This window comes from Reyranella sp. (genome assembly GCF_004297405.1).
In the GTDB taxonomy this organism is placed as follows: Bacteria; Pseudomonadota; Alphaproteobacteria; order Reyranellales; family Reyranellaceae; genus Reyranella.
The window spans coordinates 74,079-90,402 of record NZ_SCVC01000015.1 but is presented as its reverse complement, the minus strand read 5'-3'; the positions used below and the strand labels follow the sequence as shown (position 1 = coordinate 90,402).

Sequence of the window (16,324 nt, the reverse complement as noted above, 5' to 3'; positions counted from 1 at the left end):
GTTGCGATTTACATACAATCTGTATGTCTCCGAACTTAGATACAGGTTGTATGTATGTCAAGACCCCGGATCCAGCCTCGCACCCAGGCCGAGCGGTTGGCCGCGACGCGCGCCGCTCTTCTCAAGGAAGCACGTGCGATCTTTGCGTCCGCCGGCTACGAGGCGGCGGCAACCGAGGAGATCGTCAAACGGGCCAAGGTGACGCGCGGCGCGCTCTATCATCACTTCAAGGACAAGCGCGCGCTCTTTGAGGCCGTCGTCGAAGAGGTGGCACGCGGGATCGCCACGACGATCGACGACATGGCCGTGCCTGTCAGCGATCCATTGGAGGCAATGATCGAAGGCACGCGCGCCTTCCTCGATGCCTGTCTCGATCCGGCGGTGCGACGTATCTACTTGATCGACGCACCCGCCGTGCTGGGCTGGCACCGGTGGCGCGAAATCGACGCGCCGCATGGTGTGCGCTCCCTGCGCGAAGGGATTGCAGTGGTGCTGGCTGCGCGGCCCGATCCGGCACTAGCCATCGAGCCTCTCACCTTCCTGCTCTCCGGCGCTTTCAACGAAGCCGCTCTCTGGGTGGCCGAGGCGAAGGACGAGAAGACGGCCCGGCGCGCCATGGACCGCGCGCTCGGCGAACTTATCGAGCGGCTGTTCGCGCCTTCACGACTGCCGCGAGCACGCGCTCGGGCGTAGCGGGTGCATCGAGCCGCACCGGCGCCCGGCGATCCGTGGCGGCACCGATCGCATCCTTGAGCGCCGTCCACACGGCGGTCGCCAGCATCAACGGCGGCTCGCCCACCGCCTTGGAATGGAAAATCGTCGCCTCGCGCGAGGGCGCATTGGAAAGCATCTTCACATTGAAGACCGGCGGCACATCGCGGCTGCCGGGGATCTTGTAGGTCGAAGGCCCCACGGTCTTGAGCCGGCCCTTGGCGTCCCACCAAAGCTCTTCGCAGGTAAGCCAGCCCTGCCCTTGCACGAATGCGCCTTCGATTTGGCCCAGGTCGATCGCCGGATTGAGCGACTCGCCGCAATCCTGCACGAGATCGGCCCGCAGCACGCGGCTCTCACCGGTCAGCGTATCGATCGCGACCTCAGCCATGGCCGCGCCGAAGGAGAAATAGAAGAAGGGCCGGCCGCGCATCGCCACAGGATCCCAATGGATCTTGGGCGTCTTGTAGAAACCGGTCGCGGAAAGCGAAACACGCCCCAACCAGCAGAGCTTCGCCAGCTCGCCGAAACTCAACACCTGGTTGCTGCCGGGCTTAGCGATGCGCACATTGCCGTCCGCGAACTCGATGTCGTTCTGAGCGACGCCAAAATGTTCTGCGGCGTAGGACATCATGCGCTGCTTGATGGTGTTGGCCGCCTCCCATGCCGCCCAGCCGTTGAGATCGGAACCGGTCGAGGCTGCCGTGGGCGACGTGTTGGGCACTTCGGCCGTCGAGGTAGCGCTGGGCCGGATACGGTCGATATCGACCTTGAACACCTCCGCCACGACCTGCGCCACCTTGATGAAGAGGCCCTGCCCCATCTCGGTGCCGCCATGGTTCAGGCGGATCGAACCGTCAGTATAGACATGGACCAACGCGCCGGCCTGGTTCATGTGCGGCAGGTTGAAGGAGATGCCGAACTTCAGAGGGAACAGTCCAAGCCCACGCTTCAGCACGGGATGGCCGGCGTTGAAGGCATCGATCTCGGCGCGGCGCTGTTCCAGGGCACCGCCTGTCTTCACTTCGGCCCAGCAGCGCGCCAGATGGTTCTCGTCGACCTTCTGGCCGTAGGGTGTCTCGTCCATTCCTTCGGCATAGAAGTTGAGCGCGCGGACGTCGTTGGGGTCGCGTCCCAGGTGATGGGCGATACGATCCAGCGCGTCCTCCATCACCACAACGCCCTGAGGGCCACCGAAGCCACGGAACGCCGTGTTGGACTGCCTGTTGGTGCGGCAGGCATAGCCGACGGCGCGGAAATGCGGGATCCAGTAGGCGTTGTCGGTATGGGTGAGCGCCCGCGCCACAACGCCCGGCGTCAGATCGAGGCTCCAGCCGGCATCGGCCGCCAACACAGCGTCGAGCGCCAGCACCCGACCATCGTCATCGAAACCCACCGTATAGCGGTAATCGAAACCGTGCCGCTTGCCGGTGGCGATCATGTCGATCTCGCGCGGCAGGCGAAGCTTCACCGGCCGGCCGGTGTGGTTGGCAGCAACCGCTGCCGCACCCGCCACCCACGAAGCGTTGCTTTCCTTGCCGCCGAAGCCACCGCCGAGACGACGCACGACGGCGGTGATGCGATTGAAGTCGCAGCCCAGCAGTCGAGCGCAGATGTGCTGCACTTCCGTTGGATGCTGCGTCGAGGAATGCACGACGATGTCGCCATCCTCGCCCGGCAGGGCGAAGGCGATCTGGCCTTCGAGATAGAAATGCTCCTGCCCCCCGACGCTGAACGCCGCGGTCAGCCGATGCGGTGCACGCCGTAGGGCGTCGTCGGGATCGCCCCGCGACAGGGTAGCCGGCGCCTGGACATAGGCCTTCTTCGCCAGCGCCGTCGCAATATCGAGGATGGGCTCTTCCTCCTCGATCTCGACCACGGCGCGCTCGGCCGCCGCCCGTGCTGCATCGAGGCTTTCAGCGACGACCAACGCCAGCGGCTGGCCGGCATAATCGATTCGATCTATCGCGAACAACGGCTCGCCTTGGCCGATGGGCGCGACATCGTTCTTGCCGGGAACATCGCCGGCCGCCAGCACCGCCACCACATCAGGCGACGTTGCCGCGGTAGCGAGGTCGAGCTTCTTCAGCCGACCGCAGGCCTCCGTGCTCAACACCAGGGCGCCGTGCAGCGTGCCGGGCGGCTCGGGCATGTCGTCGATATAGAGCGCCTGTCCGGTGACGTGTTTCAACGCACTGTCGTGACGCTGTGCGGTCCCGACCTTGGTGCTCACAGGGCTTCGAGCTCCAGCGCGCGCGACGGCTGAGCAATCCGCAGCTCCAGCCGGCGCAGCAGATTGGCCGCGACCTGCAGGCGGTAATCGGCCGTGCCGCGCCAGTCGCTGAGTGGCTGGAAGTCTTTGGCAACAGCGGCGATGGCCCCAGCGAAACCGTCCGCCTTCAGGGCCGCTTCGACATGCATTGCGCGCTTGGGCGTCGCCGCCATGCCCCCAAAGCCGACGCGGGCATCCTCGATGCGACCGTCCTTGAGCCGCAGCCGATAACCCGCGGCGACAGTCGAGATATCCTGGTCACGACGCTTGCTCACCTTGTCACAGAAGAAGACTTCGCCTGGCCACAGGCGCGGCATCGACAGACTCTGGATCACCTCGTCGGGCGCCAGCGCCGTCTTGCGATAGCCGGCGAAGAAATCCTCCAGCGGCATCTCGCGAGCGCCGAGGCGCGAGACCAACCTGACGCTGGCCTCCAGCGCCAGCAGCACAGGCGGCATGTCGCCGATCGGCGAGGCGTTGCCGACATTGCCGCCGATCGTGCCGAGATTGCGGATCTGCCGCGATCCCAATCGCGAAAGATAGGGGCGCAGCGCCGGGTAGGCCTCGATCAGAGTCGGCGCGGCTTCCGTATAGGTGACGGCGGCGCCGATCGTGATCTTCTCATCGTCGGCGGCGATCGCCTTCAGCTCGGCGACATGCGCGAGATGAATGATGGTGGCAGGCGGTTTGCGGGCACGGCTGGCATCGAGCCCAAGGTCGGTGCCGCCAGCCAGCAGTCTGGCATCGGGATGCGCACTGCGCAGCATCAGCAACTCGTCGAGCGAGCGCGGCGCGAAGAAGACGCCATCGATCGCGACCGATGCCGTGCGCGCCACTGGAGCTGGCGGCGGATCGATCGCGAGCCCGGCAACCCGGCCCATGGCCTCGACGATCGGACGATAGCCCGTGCAGCGGCAAAGATTGCCCGCCAATGCGTCGTGAACTGTGTCGGGATCGGCTTTCTCGCCGCCCGCAGCGAAAGCATAAGCCGACATGACGAAACCTGGCGTGCAGAAGCCGCACTGCGTGGCGTCCGCTTCCGCCATCGCGACTTGCACGGGATGAGCACCACCAGCGGCGCCACGCAGCCCTTCGACCGTGCGAACGGACAGCCCATCGACCTGCCCCAGCAACGCGATGCAGGAGTTCACGGCCTCGCGCCGCCCATCCTCGCGTTCCAGAACGACAGTGCAGGCGCCGCAGTCCCCCTCGGCACAGCCCTCCTTGGTACCACGCAGGCCACGATGGTCGCGCAGCCAATCGAGCAGGGTCGTCATCGGTGAGACGCCCGCAATCTCGATCGGCCGGTCGTTGAGGGTGAAGCTGAGTCGGTCCGCCATGCGAATAAGGATGCAAGCTGTTGCGCCCACGTCAATCGCATGATGCACTTGCCGCGCCAACAAGGAGAGAAAGCTCAGGATGGACCCTTACAGATTCGGCTATTCCCCCGTCGTCGCACGGCCGAAGCTCTCCTGGCCCAACAATGCGCGGGTCGCCGTCTGGGTCTGCCCCAACATCGAACATTACGAGTACGTGCCGGCCGAAGTGCGTGTCCGCAATCCCTGGCCGCGCATGCCCCATCCCGACGTGCTGGGTTATGGCGGCCGCGACTATGGTAACCGGGTCGGCCTGTGGCGCATGTTCGAGGTGCTGGACAAGCACAGCGTCCGCTGCACCGTCTCGCTCTCCATGTCGGTGATCGAGATGTATCCCGAGATCCTGGAGGCGATGGAAGCACGCCGCTGGGAATATATGAGCCACGGCTACTTCAACACGCGCTACCACTGGGGCTACAGCGAGCAGGAAGAGCGCGAAGTCATCGAGCACAGCAAGGCTACGCACCTGCGCCTGACCGGCCGCAAACTGCGCGGCTGGTTCTCGCCGGCGATCTCCAACACCATGGCCACGCCCGATCTCGTGAAGGAGGCCGGTCTCGACTATTTCTGCGACTTCTACCACGACGACCAGCCGACGCCGCTGGTCACCAAGCACGGCACCCTGATCCATGTGCCCTACACGATGGATCTCAACGATGCGCTGATCTACCGCCAGCCGGTCGAGGCGGAGGAGTTCGCGCAAATGATCATCGACCATTTCGACACGGTCTATCGCGAAGGCCAGGAGAACGGCCGCGTCATGTGCATCGCTCTGCACCCCTACATGATGGGCGCGCCGCATCGGCTGAAGCACCTCGACCGCGCGCTTTCCTATATTCGCAAGCACAAGGATGCCTGGGTCTGCACCGCCGAGGAGATTCTCGACTGGTACGTCGCCAACGGGCTGAAACCTTTCCAGCAACATCTCGGGAAGGAGGCGTGACATGAGCAGCTCCACCCCTCCCAACAACGTTCCGAAGAACCCGCCGCCGCTCAAGGCCGGGATGGACAATCCCTGGTACGACTATTCGCCCTTTCCGCTTCGGCCGAAGCTCAACTGGCCGCGCAACGCCCGCGTTGCCTCCTTCGTGCTGCTGCATCTCGAATACTGGGAACTGCTGCCGGATGAGAAGAGCCACAAGGATCCGCGCTATGTCGGTGAGTACGGCAGCTTCGTGCCCGACTACCGCACCTGGACGCAGCGCGAATATGGCAACCGGGTTGGCATCTTCCGCGTGCTCGACGTGCTCGACCGCTATCAGATCCGTGCCGGCGTGGCGGTGAATGCGCTGGCAGCCGAGCGTTATCCCTTCCTGATCGAGCAGTTCAAGAAGCGGAAGTACGAGTTCATCGCCCACGGCCATTCGGCCAACCGCATGATCACCTCGAAGATGAGCGAGGCCGAGGAAAAGGCGGAGATCGAAAGTTCGATTGCGGCGGTCGAAAAGGCAACCGGCGTGCGCCCGACGGGTTGGCTCGGACAGGACTATGGCGAGAGCGCCCGCACGCCCGGCCTGCTGGCCGAGGCCGGACTCGACTATGTGCTCGACTGGCCGAACGACGACCAGCCCTATCCGATGAAAGTGGGCGGCCGGAAGTTCGTCTCTCTGCCCAACCAGCCGGAATGGGACGACGTCCAGCAACTCTGGCTGCGCCGTATCCCGACCACACGCTATCCCGATATCGTGGGCGAAGCCTTCGAGCTGCTGCACCACGAGGGCGGCCAGGTGTTCAACCTGTCGATCCATCCCTGGCTGATGGGCATGGCGCACCGCATCAAGTATCTCGACGAGGCGCTGCGCCGCATCGAGCGCTTCGGCAATGCCTGGCAGGCGACGCCCGGTGAAGTCGCCCGGCACTATATCGACACGATGATGGGTTGATGCCATGACCGCCTTCTGGCTCGACACCCTGGCTTCCTTCGTTGCCGACTTCCGCTTGGAATCACTGAAACCGGCGACGGTTGAACAGACCTCCTACGTGATGCTCGATACGATCGGCGCCATTGCCGGCGGTGCGGCGGAACCGGAGATGCAGGCGCTGACGGCCAAGCTTGCCGTGAGCCCGGCAGGTGAGGCCTCGGTGATCGGCACGGACAAGAAGGCCGTCTCCGCGGCAGCCGCCTTCCTGAACGGTACGGCCGGCACCTTCCTTGAAATGGACGAAGGCAATCGCTTCGCCAAAGGCCATCCCGCCATCCACGCCCTGCCCGCCGTGTGGGCACTGGCCGAGATCAAGGGCCTCTCGGGCAAAGCTGTGATGGAAGCCTTAATCCTGGGTTATGAAATCGGGGCACGCATCGGCATCGCCGCCGCGCTCCGGCCTGACATGCATCCGCACGGCACTTGGGGCACGGTAGGTGCCGCGACCGCCGTCGCCAAGCTGCTGGGCTACGATGCCGCCCGGATTCGCGAGACGATCAACGTCGCTTCCTCGCTGACGCTGGCCACCTCCAAGCGCACCATGCTGGAGGGCGGTACGGTTCGAAATGCCTATGCCGGTATCTCGAATCGCATGGCGCTGATGGCGATCGACCTGATCGAGGCCGGTTTCGTCGGCGAACGCGACGGGCTGTCGAGCGTGTTCGGCCGAGTCGTATCGGAAACCTTCGACACGGCAAAGATGATCGACGGGCTCGGCCACGACTGGCAGATCGATCACAACTATTTCAAGCTCCATTCCTGCTGCCGCTACAATCACGGCGCGCTCGACGCGCTCGATCTCCTGCTCGCGCGCGAGTCGGTTGCAGCCGACGCCGTCGAGCGCGTCGATGTGGCGAGCTATCTTTATGCTGCCGAACTCGACGATCAGGCGCCGCGCAACACGTTGGGCGCCAAATTCTCGGTGCCCTTTGCCGTGGCAACGCGGCTGGCGCGCGGCTCTTCGGCCGTCGAGAACTTCACCTGGGACGCTCTACGTGACGAACGCGTTCAGGCGCTCGCCAAGCGGGTCTTCGTGGTCGAGGACAAGGCAATGACCTCCCGCTTGCCGCAAGTCCGGCCGGCCAAGGTCGACCTCCGGCTGCGCGACGGTCGTACGTTCTCGGCCGCGGTCGAAGCCAACCGCGGCGACGATCAAGACCCTTATTCGCGCGAGGAGCTGACGACCAAGTACTTCTCCCTGACAGCGCGTGTGTGGCCCCACGAGACAGCCGACAACGTGCGGCAGAAGGCGCTGACGCTCGCGGATGTCGAAGACATACGCACTGTACTGCAGCAGTAGCGTGCCTACTCGGCCGCCTTCGTGAATCCTTGATCCTGGCGGGCGCGGAAGAGACGCACCGCCTCCGCATGCGCGGCTTGCGCCTCGGCGGACATCGGCGTGGCGAGCCGCATCTCGGGCAGAAAATGGTTGTAACGATCCTGACCGCGCACGAGGAGCGCCGAGGGCCTGACCGGGCCCAACGGGCGGACGTGAGCAGGAATGAAGCTGATGCCGAGACCCATGCGGCGGTCGTCACTGTCGTTGCCCGGCGAGCAGTGGACCAGCGCGGTGTGGTGCAATGACAACGCGCCCGCCCTCAGTGGCATAACGACGCCGGTCTCACCATCGAAACGCTCGCTGATGCCCTGGCCGCGCTTGATCATGTTGTAGGCATCGGGCTTGTCGTCGTGATCGATCATCGGCAGGCGATGCGTACCGGGGATCACCCGCATGCAGCCCGCCTTTTCCGATGCCTCGGAGAGCGCCACCCAGGCCGTCACATGCTCCAGTGGATCGAGGAAGAAGTAGGCGCCGTCCTGATGCCAGCGCACGTAGGCCGGCGTGTGCGCCTCCTTGATCCACATGGTGGAGTGATAGACGAGGATGTCAGGTCCGATCACATCCTCCACGGCGTCGAGCACCTTGGGATGATGAACCAGCGCATCGGCCCAACGATAGAGCAGGTACGACTTGCTCTTCTCCGGAAAGTCGAGCGGATGGCCTTGCCGCCTCTCCCACTGCTCGAGATCGGCCCGCAGCTCGCGCACCTCGCCGGCTGACAAGACCGGTACCGGCGAGGCGAAGCCGTCGCGGCGGTACTGATCGACTTGGGTCTCCGTCAGGATTCTTGGCATCGTGATTGCTCCCCGACTGTCGCTATCGTAGCGTTCGCGATCAGGGATCAAAAAGGGGCTTCACGATGAAAAAGCACGTGAGCGTTCGGATTTCGCGTCGCGGCTTCGTAGCTGGAACGACCGCCCTGGCCACCAGTTCTCTGGGTTTTCCCTCGATCAGCGGCGCGCAGGCGGCCCCCGTAAAGGTCGGCATGATCCACCCGGTAACGGGTTTCGTCGCCTACAACGGCCAGCAGAGCCGACTGGGCGGCACCATGGCCGTCGAGGACGTGAACAAGGCCGGCGGCATCAAGTCGATGGGCGGCGTCAAGCTCGAGGCGTTGCTGGGCGACAGCCAGTCCAAAGTCGAAGTGGGCGTGAGCGAAGTCGAAAAGATGAACGAGCAGGGCGTCGCGGCCTATATCGGCTGCTTCCAGAGCCCGGTCGGCATCGCCGCCAGCCAGGCCGCCGCCAAGTACAACACCCCCTTCCTGATCGATGTCGGCGCCTCGGACCTGATCGTGAACCGCGGCCTGAAGAACGTGTTTCGCCTGAAGCCCGGCTTCGGGGTCTGCGTCGACGACGGCATCGCCTCGCTGGGCGCCCTGAACAAGGCCGCCAACAATGTCGCCAAGACCGCGGTGATCGTCCACGAATCCGGCGAGTTCGGCACGGGCACCGCGAAGTTACTAGCCAGCAAGCTGCCATCGATCGGGATCACGGCGAAGGAGCTGATCGCGCACGACAACCCGACGCGCAACTTCGACAACATTGCGCTGCGTATCCGTTCGCTGGCGCCCGACATCGTCATGATGTCGAACTACGGCAACGAATACATGCTGCTGGCGCGCACGCTCTTCCAGCAGAAGGTCAATGTCGCGGGCTTCTATTCGATCCTGGGCGGTGGCTTCAACTACAAGTTCGTCAAGGATATGCCCGACGTCTCGCAGTACATGATGGACGTCAATCACTGGTTCAATCCCAAGAGCGCTAAGGCGCAGGAGCTGAAGAAGCGGGTCGAGGCGATGGGCGCGTTCTTCACCTTCGAGGTCTATCTCACCTACTCCAACGTGATGCTGCTGGCCGATGCGCTCGAGCATGCGGGCTCGGCGGACAAGGAGAAGCTCACGGCGGCTCTCGCCGCCTCGACCTACAAGGCAGACCTGCTGCCCTACGGTCCGACCAAGTTCGTGAACGGCCAGAACCAGGGCGGACGGCCGGCCGTCATGCAGTCTCTCAAGGGCGATATCGAAGTGATTGCCCCCGAGGAGTTCGCCTCAGCCAAGGCGGTGTTCCCCAAGCCGAAATTCGGCTGAGAGCAGGCGCGCAACCGGCGTGCTCGATCCCGCATTTCTCCTTGCCGGCGTCCTGAACGGGCTGCTGGCCGGCGGCATTTACGTGCTGGTAGCGGTCGGCCTCACGCTGATCTACGGCGTACTGCACATCATCAACTTCGCGCATGGCAGCCTACTGATGCTGGCCATGTACGCTGTCTTCTGGCTGTGGCGGCTGGTCGGCATCGATCCCTACGCCGCGCTACCGCTGGTGATTGCCGGCTCCTTTGCTTTCGGCTTCGTCCTCTATCGGCTGCTGATCGGCCGCTACAATCACGGCCGAGACGAGAACATCCTGCTGATCACCCTCGGCCTCTCGATCGTGTTCGACAACGCCGCCCTCCTCTTCTTCGGCGGCAACACGCAGACGATCGATGTTCCCTATGCCGGCACCTTCGTCGAGCTGGGCGCGGCCTTCCTGCCGCTGCCCAAGATCATTTCCTTCGTCGCCTCCTTGATCCTCTGTGCAGCGCTCGCGCTCTACATGGCCCTCAGCGATACCGGCAAGGCGATCCGCGCCGTTGCCAAGGAACGACAGGGCGCACGACTGGTCGGTATCGACGTCGAGACGGTCTTCGCTGTCTCCTACGGCATCGGCATCGCCTGTCTCGGGGCGGCGGCCTGCCTGCTGATGCCGACGTATTACGTTACACCCTCCTCGGGACATGCCTTCGTGCTCGTGGCCTTCACCATCGTCGTGCTAGGCGGCATGGGCAGCTTCGTGGGCGCGGCGGTCGGCGGCCTGGTGATCGGCGTCACCGAATCGCTGGGCGGGCTGTTCCTCGGCGAGCAACTGGGCCAGATCGGCATCTCGCTGATCTTCATCCTGATCCTGTTGCTGAAACCCACTGGCCTGTTCGGGAGCAAGGCGTGAGCCGCGCTGCGCTGCTCTGCGCGGCCGGCCTCGCGGCAGCTCTCGTCTATCCGCTGCTGGTGCCGAACTATCTGGTGAACATCGGCATGCTGGTGTTCTTCACCGCCTTCATCGGCCAGTCGTGGAACATCGCCGGCGGCTTCGCGGGCCAGACCTCGTTCGGCCATGTCGTCTTCTTTGGCACTGGCGCCTACACCTCGACGATCCTGCAGGTGACCTACGGCTGGAACCCCTGGCTCGCCTGGCCTGCTGCCACAGCGATGGGCGGCTTCGTTGGCTGGATGATCGCCGTGCTCTCCTTCCGCGCCGGCCTGCGCGGCTCGTACTTTGCACTGATCACCCTGGCCTTCGCCGAAGTCTTTCGCATCCTCGCCAACTCGGTGCCCTTCACCAAGGGCGGGCTCGGCATGCTGATCAAGGCCGATCAGCGGCCGATCAACTTCCAGTTCAAAGACCCAATCTGGATCTACTACCTCGCGCTCCTGCTCTGCCTCGTCTCGGTGGTCATCGCCTGGCATTTGACGCGCAGCCGCTTCGGCGCACGCCTGGTTGCCATCCGCGAGAACGAGGATGCGGCACGCGCACTGGGCATCGATGTCTTCGCCGAGAAGGTGAAGGTGCTGACCCTCTCCGGCGCGATGTGCGCCGCCGGCGGCACCTTTTATGCGCAGAAGTATCTCTACATCGATCCGTCCATCGCCTTCGGCGTCGATAAATCGGTCGAGATGCTGCTGGTCAGCATGGTGGGCGGTGCCGGCACCATCTTCGGACCGCTGATCGGCTCGTTCACCTTGATGGGCATCAACGAGGCCACGCGCTGGTTGGCCAGCGTCGTGCCGGCACTCAAGAACGTCCAGCCTCTCAGCCTCATCGTCTACGGCATCATGCTGATCCTGATCGTCGCCCGCCTGCCCAACGGGCTGATGGGCCTATTCCGCCGAGGACCGGCGCGTGCTTGAAGTGCGCGACATCTCCAAGGCGTTCGGCGGGCTCAAAGCCGTGGACCACGCCTCGCTCGACGTGAAGCAGGGCGAGATCGTGGGACTCATCGGACCGAACGGCGCGGGCAAGACAACCCTGTTCGCCACCATCGCCGGCTTCCATCGGCCCGATGCCGGCACGGTTGCTTTCGATGGCAAGGCGATTACCGGCCTGGCGCCACACCGCATCTGTGCCGCCGGCATGGTCCGCACCTTCCAGATCACGCAGCCCTTTGCCGGCATCAGCGTGCGCGAGAACATCATGGTCGGCGCCTACTTCCGCACCGCCGACCGCCACCTGGCTGCCCGCGAAGCCGAAACTGTCGCGGCCATGGTCGGGATGGACGACCAGCTCGACCGGCGCGGCGCCGACCTCACCGTGGCGGGCCGCAAGCGGCTGGAACTCGCCCGGGCGCTCGCGACGGGGCCGCGCCTGCTGTTGCTCGATGAAGTGATGGCGGGCCTCAACCCGACGGAGATCGTCGAGATCGTGGGTGTCATCAAGGATATCCGCGCCGCAGGCGTCACGATTCTGTTGATCGAGCACGTGATGCAGGCCGTCACGTCGCTCGCCGAGCGGGTCTATGTGCTGAACCAGGGGCGCATGATCGCCGAGGGCACGCCCGCTGCCATCGCCGAGAATCCGCAGGTCGTCGAAGCCTATCTCGGTCCTGGCGCCGCCAAGGTGCTGCGTGCTTGAGGTCGCCAACCTCCGCGCAGGTTACGGCCCGATCGAGGTGCTGCGCGGCATCGACCTCACCGTGGCGGCAGGCGAGATCGTGGCCCTGCTGGGCAGCAATGGCGCTGGCAAGTCGACCTTGAACAACAACATCTCCGGCCTCTATCGGCCCTTCGAGGGCACCATCCGCTTCGACGGCAAGGACATCACCGGAACTTCATCGACGCAGATCGTCGAAGCGGGTCTTGTGCAAGTACCCGAGGGTCGTCGCGTCTTTCCCAATCTGACGGTGCGCGACAATCTCGAACTCGGCAGCTACCGCCGCGGCAAGCCTGCCCGGGCGCAGAATCTGGAGCGCGTGCTGACAACCTTCCCGCGATTGCGCGAACGGCTTCGCCAGGCCGCCGGCACGCTCTCGGGCGGCGAGCAACAAATGCTGGCGATCGGTCGTGGTCTGATGGCCGAGCCCCGGCTGCTGATCCTCGACGAACCGTCGCTCGGCCTCTCACCGTTGCTGGTCGAAGAGATGTTCGCGCTGATCGGCCGCCTCAATGCCGACGGCCTCGCGATCCTGCTGGTCGAGCAGAATGTCATGCAATCGCTCACGATCGCTCACCGCGCCTATGTGCTGGAAAACGGCCGGATCGCGCTGCAAGGCAAGGCCGCAGAGTTGGCCGAGCATCCCGGCCTGCGCAAAAGCTACCTCGGTCACTAAACCGATTCGCCGGCCACCCAGCCCGACGACCAGGCCCATTGGAAATTGTAGCCGCCCAGCCAGCCCGTCACGTCGACGGCTTCGCCGATGGCGTAGAGGCCGGGGACGGACTTGGCTTCCATGGTCTTGGAGGAAAGCCCGTCAGTGTCGATACCACCCACGGTGACCTCAGCCTTGGCGTAGCCCTCGGTGCCAGTCGGCGCGATCGTCCAGGTCTTGAGTCGTGCGGCCAGCGCATCGAGATCGCGATCGCGCAGGTTGGCCATCGAGCCGTCGGTGCCGATATCGGGCGCCAGCGCCTGGGCCAGGCGCTGCGGCAGCTTTTCACCCAGCACCGTGCGCAACTCTGCCTTGGGCCTCGTCCGCTTGCGCTCCTTCAGGAAAGCAGCGGCATCGAGATCGGGCAGCATGTCGACGGTGATCTGCTGACCGGGGCGCCAGTAGGACGACACTTGCAGGATCGCCGGCCCCGAGAGGCCACGATGCGTGAAGAGCAGCGCCTCACGAAACGACGCACGGCCACAGCGTGCCATTACATCGAGAGACACGCCGCTGATCGCTGGCGTCGCCAGCGTCAACGGCACCAGGGCCGGTCGTATCTCGGTAAGTTTCAGGCCGAAGCGGCGCGCGAGGTCATGCGCGAAACCCGTGGCGCCCATCTTGGGAATCGACAGCCCACCGGTCGCCAGCACCAGCGCAGCCGCAGAGAAATCACCGTGATCTGTGGTGATGGTAAAACGATCCGCCTTCTCGACCTTGGTCACCCGATGGGCGACGCGGACATCGACACCGGCCGCCGCACATTCATCGAGCAGCATCGCCACGATCTGGCGGGCCGAGCCGTCGCAAAAGAGCTGGCCTAGGGTCTTCTCGTGCCAGGCGATGCGATGCTTCTGCACCAGCTCGATGAAGTCGTGCTGAGTGTAGCGCGCCAGCGCCGACTTGCAGAAATGCGGGTTGTTCGAGAGGAAGGCCTCGGGCCGGGCGTCGAGGTTGGTGAAGTTGCAGCGTCCACCGCCCGAGATGAGGATCTTCTTGCCGACTTTCTCAGCATGATCGAGCAGCAGCACCTTGCGGCCACGCTGGCCGGCGCGCAGGGCACACATCAGGCCCGCGGCGCCAGCTCCAAGGACGACAACGTCAAAAACTTGTGGAATCACCTCCGTATCACCCGAGCGCCACCCGCATCGACCACAAGCCGAGGATCAGGCCAATCAGCGCGCCCGCAGCCGAGCCGCCGACATAGAGAGACGCCAGGAGATATTCGTGGCGCTCCCACAGCAGGATCGTGTCGAGCGAGAAAGCGGAGAACGTCGTGAAGCCGCCCAGCACGCCGGTGGCGAGGAAGAGCCGGAGATGTCCCGTCGCATCGGACTTTTCCATGAAAAAGCCCGCGACCAGACCCATCGCCAGTGAGCCCAGGATGTTGATGACCAGGGTGTGCCAGGGAAAGTGCGAGCCCATCAGGCGCGCCACCCAGATGTTCATGCCGTGACGCGCCGCACCACCGATGCCTGCGCCCACGAACACGACGAGGTAACCCATCATCAGCGGCCTCCGAAGCGCATCTTCCAGTCGGGCAGTGCGTTCGCAAATGGCAACGCCGTCGCCTCGTAGACACCACGTGCTACGGCGCGGGCGAGGCAGTCGGCTGCCACCGTGCCGAGCTCGGTCATCACCTTCGGATCCGCTGCATCGCCCAGTGCCGCAGCCCGTCCGGTCGCGGCGGCGAACACCGTGTCGCCGTCGTTCGGTGCATGGACGGGCCGCAGTGATTTGCCGAGCCCGTCATTGGCCATGATGGCCAACCGCTTGCACTCGGCCTTGCTGAGCCGCGCATCCGTCGCGACCAATGCGATCGTGGTCGCCGTCGCCTGCACCGGCTGGCCCTTGAAGCGGATCGACAACGCATCGTCGGGCAAGCGCGCCGGCCAGCCCTTGCCGCCGAACTCGCCGTCGCGCTCATAGGCACCTGCCCAGAAGTGCGGGCCGGCGCCGATCGTCGCGGCGCCAACAGCGTTGACCGCGACCAGTGCGCCGACGGTGAAGCCGTGGCTGGTCTTCGCACTGGTCGAGCCCAATCCGCCTTTCAAGCCTGCGGTCGTGGCCCCCACACCCGCTCCTGCCGTTCCAAGCGCGAAGGTATCGCCTGCCGCCAGGGCGGCATCGCGGCCGAGATCCCAATAGGGTGGCCGCTCCTTCACTGGTTCACGTAGCCAAGCCTTGTCGCCGCCATTGACCAGGTCAAAGAGGATCGCCTGCACCGCCACGGGAACGGTGATGCCCCCGAAAGTCGCACCGCGACCCTGCGCGCATAGCACCGCCGAGGCGCCGCCCGCCGCGTCGAGGCCATAGACCGAGCCGCCCGACAGCACGACGGCATCGACATTACCGCGCACCATCTCGGGCTCGAGCGACGTCACCATGCGCGAGCCTGGCGCGCCGCCGAGTGTCACGACACTCGCAACGGCGCCGCCATCGAAGATCGCCACGGTGGCGCCGGTGGCCGCGTGCATGTCTTCGGCATTGCCGACCAGTACGCCAGCGACATCAGTAATCAGGTTTTTCATGTCAGGAACTCGCCGCCGTTCACGTGGATGGTTTGGCCGGTAATGAAGGTGCCCTCCGGTCCGACCAGCAGGCGCACCATGGCGGCGATCTCCTCGACCGTACCGAAGCGCTTCAACGGAATGGGCCGGTTCATGCGGTTGACCGGTGCGGGCCCGGCCGACGCGCCCCGCGCTGTGTCGATGGCGCCAGGTGCCAGCGCGTTGCAGGTGATCTTGTGCGGCGCCAACTCGACAGCCAGTGCTCGCATCAGACCTTCGAGGCCCGACTTTGACGCCGAAACGTGACAGCGATTGGGCGTGCCGACATGGGTCGAGATGCCGGAGAGTGCCACGAACGCGCCGCCGCCACGCGCCACCATCTGCGGCACGATCGCCTTGCCCAACAGGAAGGCACCGTCGAGCGCCACCGCCATGATCTCGCGCCATTCGTCGAACGACATGTCGAGAAACGATGTCTGTCGCCGCAAGCCGGCATTGCTGACCAGGATATCGACTCCACCGAACTTGGCGGCTGCCTCGGCTGCCAGACGCGGCGGCACGGCAGGATCGGAAACGTCACCCATGGCGGCCATCGCCTGGCCGCCCGCGCCTTCGATCTCGGCTACGACGGCATCGACCGCTGCCTTGTCCGAGCGGCCGTTGACCACAATCGCCGCGCCATCGCGCGCCAACGTGAGCGCAATCGTACGCCCGATATTCTTGCCCGCGCCGGTAACCAGCGCGACCTTGCCTTGCAGGGGTGGTGACATGCGATCTCCGATAGGATCGGCGACCCT

Annotated in this window: 16 protein-coding genes; 9 read left to right on the top strand and 7 right to left on the bottom strand. The window is 64.8% G+C overall.

The features are described 5' to 3' along the window. The first annotated feature begins 54 nt into the window (after nucleotides 1-54). Nucleotides 55-693: a TetR/AcrR family transcriptional regulator gene (locus EPO50_RS12835; protein WP_296344557.1), complete on the top strand. Its 639-nt coding sequence runs from the start codon at nucleotides 55-57 to the stop codon at nucleotides 691-693. Here EPO50_RS12835 and xdhB read toward each other — a convergent pair. Then, entirely contained in the window at nucleotides 638-2,944 is a 2,307-nt protein-coding gene (gene xdhB / locus EPO50_RS12830; RefSeq protein ID WP_296344555.1) for a xanthine dehydrogenase molybdopterin binding subunit, read from the bottom strand. The two genes, EPO50_RS12835 and xdhB, sit on opposite strands and share 56 nt — an antisense overlap. Further along, nucleotides 2,941-4,323, bottom strand: coding sequence for a xanthine dehydrogenase small subunit (xdhA, locus tag EPO50_RS12825; protein ID WP_296344554.1), 1,383 nt, complete (start codon nucleotides 4,321-4,323; stop codon nucleotides 2,941-2,943). Before xdhA ends, xdhB begins: the two co-directional genes overlap by 4 nt. A gap of 79 nt (nucleotides 4,324-4,402) precedes the next feature. Between xdhA and EPO50_RS12820 the strand changes: the two genes are divergently transcribed. The 3 genes from EPO50_RS12820 to EPO50_RS12810 are packed head-to-tail and all read left to right on the top strand — an operon-like array spanning nucleotide 4,403 to nucleotide 7,581. Continuing rightward, nucleotides 4,403-5,302: a polysaccharide deacetylase family protein gene (locus EPO50_RS12820; protein WP_296344552.1), complete on the top strand. Its 900-nt coding sequence runs from the start codon at nucleotides 4,403-4,405 to the stop codon at nucleotides 5,300-5,302. 1 nt (nucleotide 5,303) lies between these two features. Next, complete coding sequence (locus EPO50_RS12815) at nucleotides 5,304-6,242, top strand: polysaccharide deacetylase family protein (RefSeq protein ID WP_296344550.1); 939 nt, start codon at nucleotides 5,304-5,306, stop codon at nucleotides 6,240-6,242. Nucleotides 6,243-6,246: 4 nt separating this feature from the next. Continuing rightward, nucleotides 6,247-7,581, top strand: a complete 1,335-nt coding sequence (locus EPO50_RS12810) for an MmgE/PrpD family protein (RefSeq protein ID WP_296344549.1) — start codon at nucleotides 6,247-6,249, stop codon at nucleotides 7,579-7,581. A 5-nt stretch (nucleotides 7,582-7,586) separates the two neighbouring features. Here EPO50_RS12810 and EPO50_RS12805 read toward each other — a convergent pair whose 3' ends face one another. Continuing rightward, nucleotides 7,587-8,417, bottom strand: coding sequence for a phytanoyl-CoA dioxygenase family protein (locus tag EPO50_RS12805; RefSeq protein ID WP_296344547.1), 831 nt, complete (start codon nucleotides 8,415-8,417; stop codon nucleotides 7,587-7,589). Nucleotides 8,418-8,494: 77 nt separating this feature from the next. Here EPO50_RS12805 and EPO50_RS12800 point away from each other — a divergent pair, with 77 nt between their 5' ends. The 5 genes from EPO50_RS12800 to EPO50_RS12780 are packed head-to-tail and all read left to right on the top strand — an operon-like array spanning nucleotide 8,495 to nucleotide 12,978. After that, nucleotides 8,495-9,712: an ABC transporter substrate-binding protein gene (locus EPO50_RS12800; protein WP_296344545.1), complete on the top strand. Its 1,218-nt coding sequence runs from the start codon at nucleotides 8,495-8,497 to the stop codon at nucleotides 9,710-9,712. 19 nt (nucleotides 9,713-9,731) lie between these two features. Then, nucleotides 9,732-10,604 carry a branched-chain amino acid ABC transporter permease gene (locus EPO50_RS12795; protein ID WP_296344543.1) on the top strand — a complete coding sequence of 291 codons (873 nt, stop codon included), beginning with the start codon at nucleotides 9,732-9,734 and terminating at the stop codon, nucleotides 10,602-10,604. Continuing rightward, complete coding sequence (locus EPO50_RS12790) at nucleotides 10,601-11,563, top strand: branched-chain amino acid ABC transporter permease (RefSeq protein WP_296344541.1); 963 nt, start codon at nucleotides 10,601-10,603, stop codon at nucleotides 11,561-11,563. The genes EPO50_RS12795 and EPO50_RS12790 overlap by 4 nt, the downstream gene beginning before the upstream one ends. Next, a complete protein-coding gene (locus tag EPO50_RS12785) occupies nucleotides 11,556-12,284 on the top strand; it encodes an ABC transporter ATP-binding protein (protein WP_296344540.1) in 729 nt (242 codons plus the stop codon). The genes EPO50_RS12790 and EPO50_RS12785 overlap by 8 nt, the downstream gene beginning before the upstream one ends. After that, entirely contained in the window at nucleotides 12,277-12,978 is a 702-nt protein-coding gene (locus EPO50_RS12780) for an ABC transporter ATP-binding protein (RefSeq protein ID WP_296344538.1), read from the top strand. Before EPO50_RS12785 ends, EPO50_RS12780 begins: the two co-directional genes overlap by 8 nt. On the opposite strand, the gene EPO50_RS12775 is transcribed toward EPO50_RS12780, so the two are convergent. The 4 genes from EPO50_RS12775 to EPO50_RS12760 are packed head-to-tail and all read right to left on the bottom strand — an operon-like array spanning nucleotide 12,975 to nucleotide 16,297. Next, the gene (locus EPO50_RS12775; RefSeq protein WP_296344693.1) at nucleotides 12,975-14,135 is read right to left on the bottom strand and encodes an NAD(P)/FAD-dependent oxidoreductase; all 1,161 of its coding nucleotides are present in this window, start codon (nucleotides 14,133-14,135) and stop codon (nucleotides 12,975-12,977) included. The two genes, EPO50_RS12780 and EPO50_RS12775, sit on opposite strands and share 4 nt — an antisense overlap. Nucleotides 14,136-14,145: 10 nt before the next feature. Continuing rightward, nucleotides 14,146-14,526: a fluoride efflux transporter CrcB gene (gene crcB, locus EPO50_RS12770; protein ID WP_296344537.1), complete on the bottom strand. Its 381-nt coding sequence runs from the start codon at nucleotides 14,524-14,526 to the stop codon at nucleotides 14,146-14,148. Continuing rightward, entirely contained in the window at nucleotides 14,526-15,548 is a 1,023-nt protein-coding gene (locus EPO50_RS12765; protein ID WP_296344535.1) for a P1 family peptidase, read from the bottom strand. The genes crcB and EPO50_RS12765 overlap by 1 nt, the downstream gene beginning before the upstream one ends. Then, nucleotides 15,545-16,297, bottom strand: coding sequence for an SDR family NAD(P)-dependent oxidoreductase (locus EPO50_RS12760; protein WP_296344533.1), 753 nt, complete (start codon nucleotides 16,295-16,297; stop codon nucleotides 15,545-15,547). Before EPO50_RS12760 ends, EPO50_RS12765 begins: the two co-directional genes overlap by 4 nt. Between the last annotated feature and the right edge of the window lie 27 nt (nucleotides 16,298-16,324).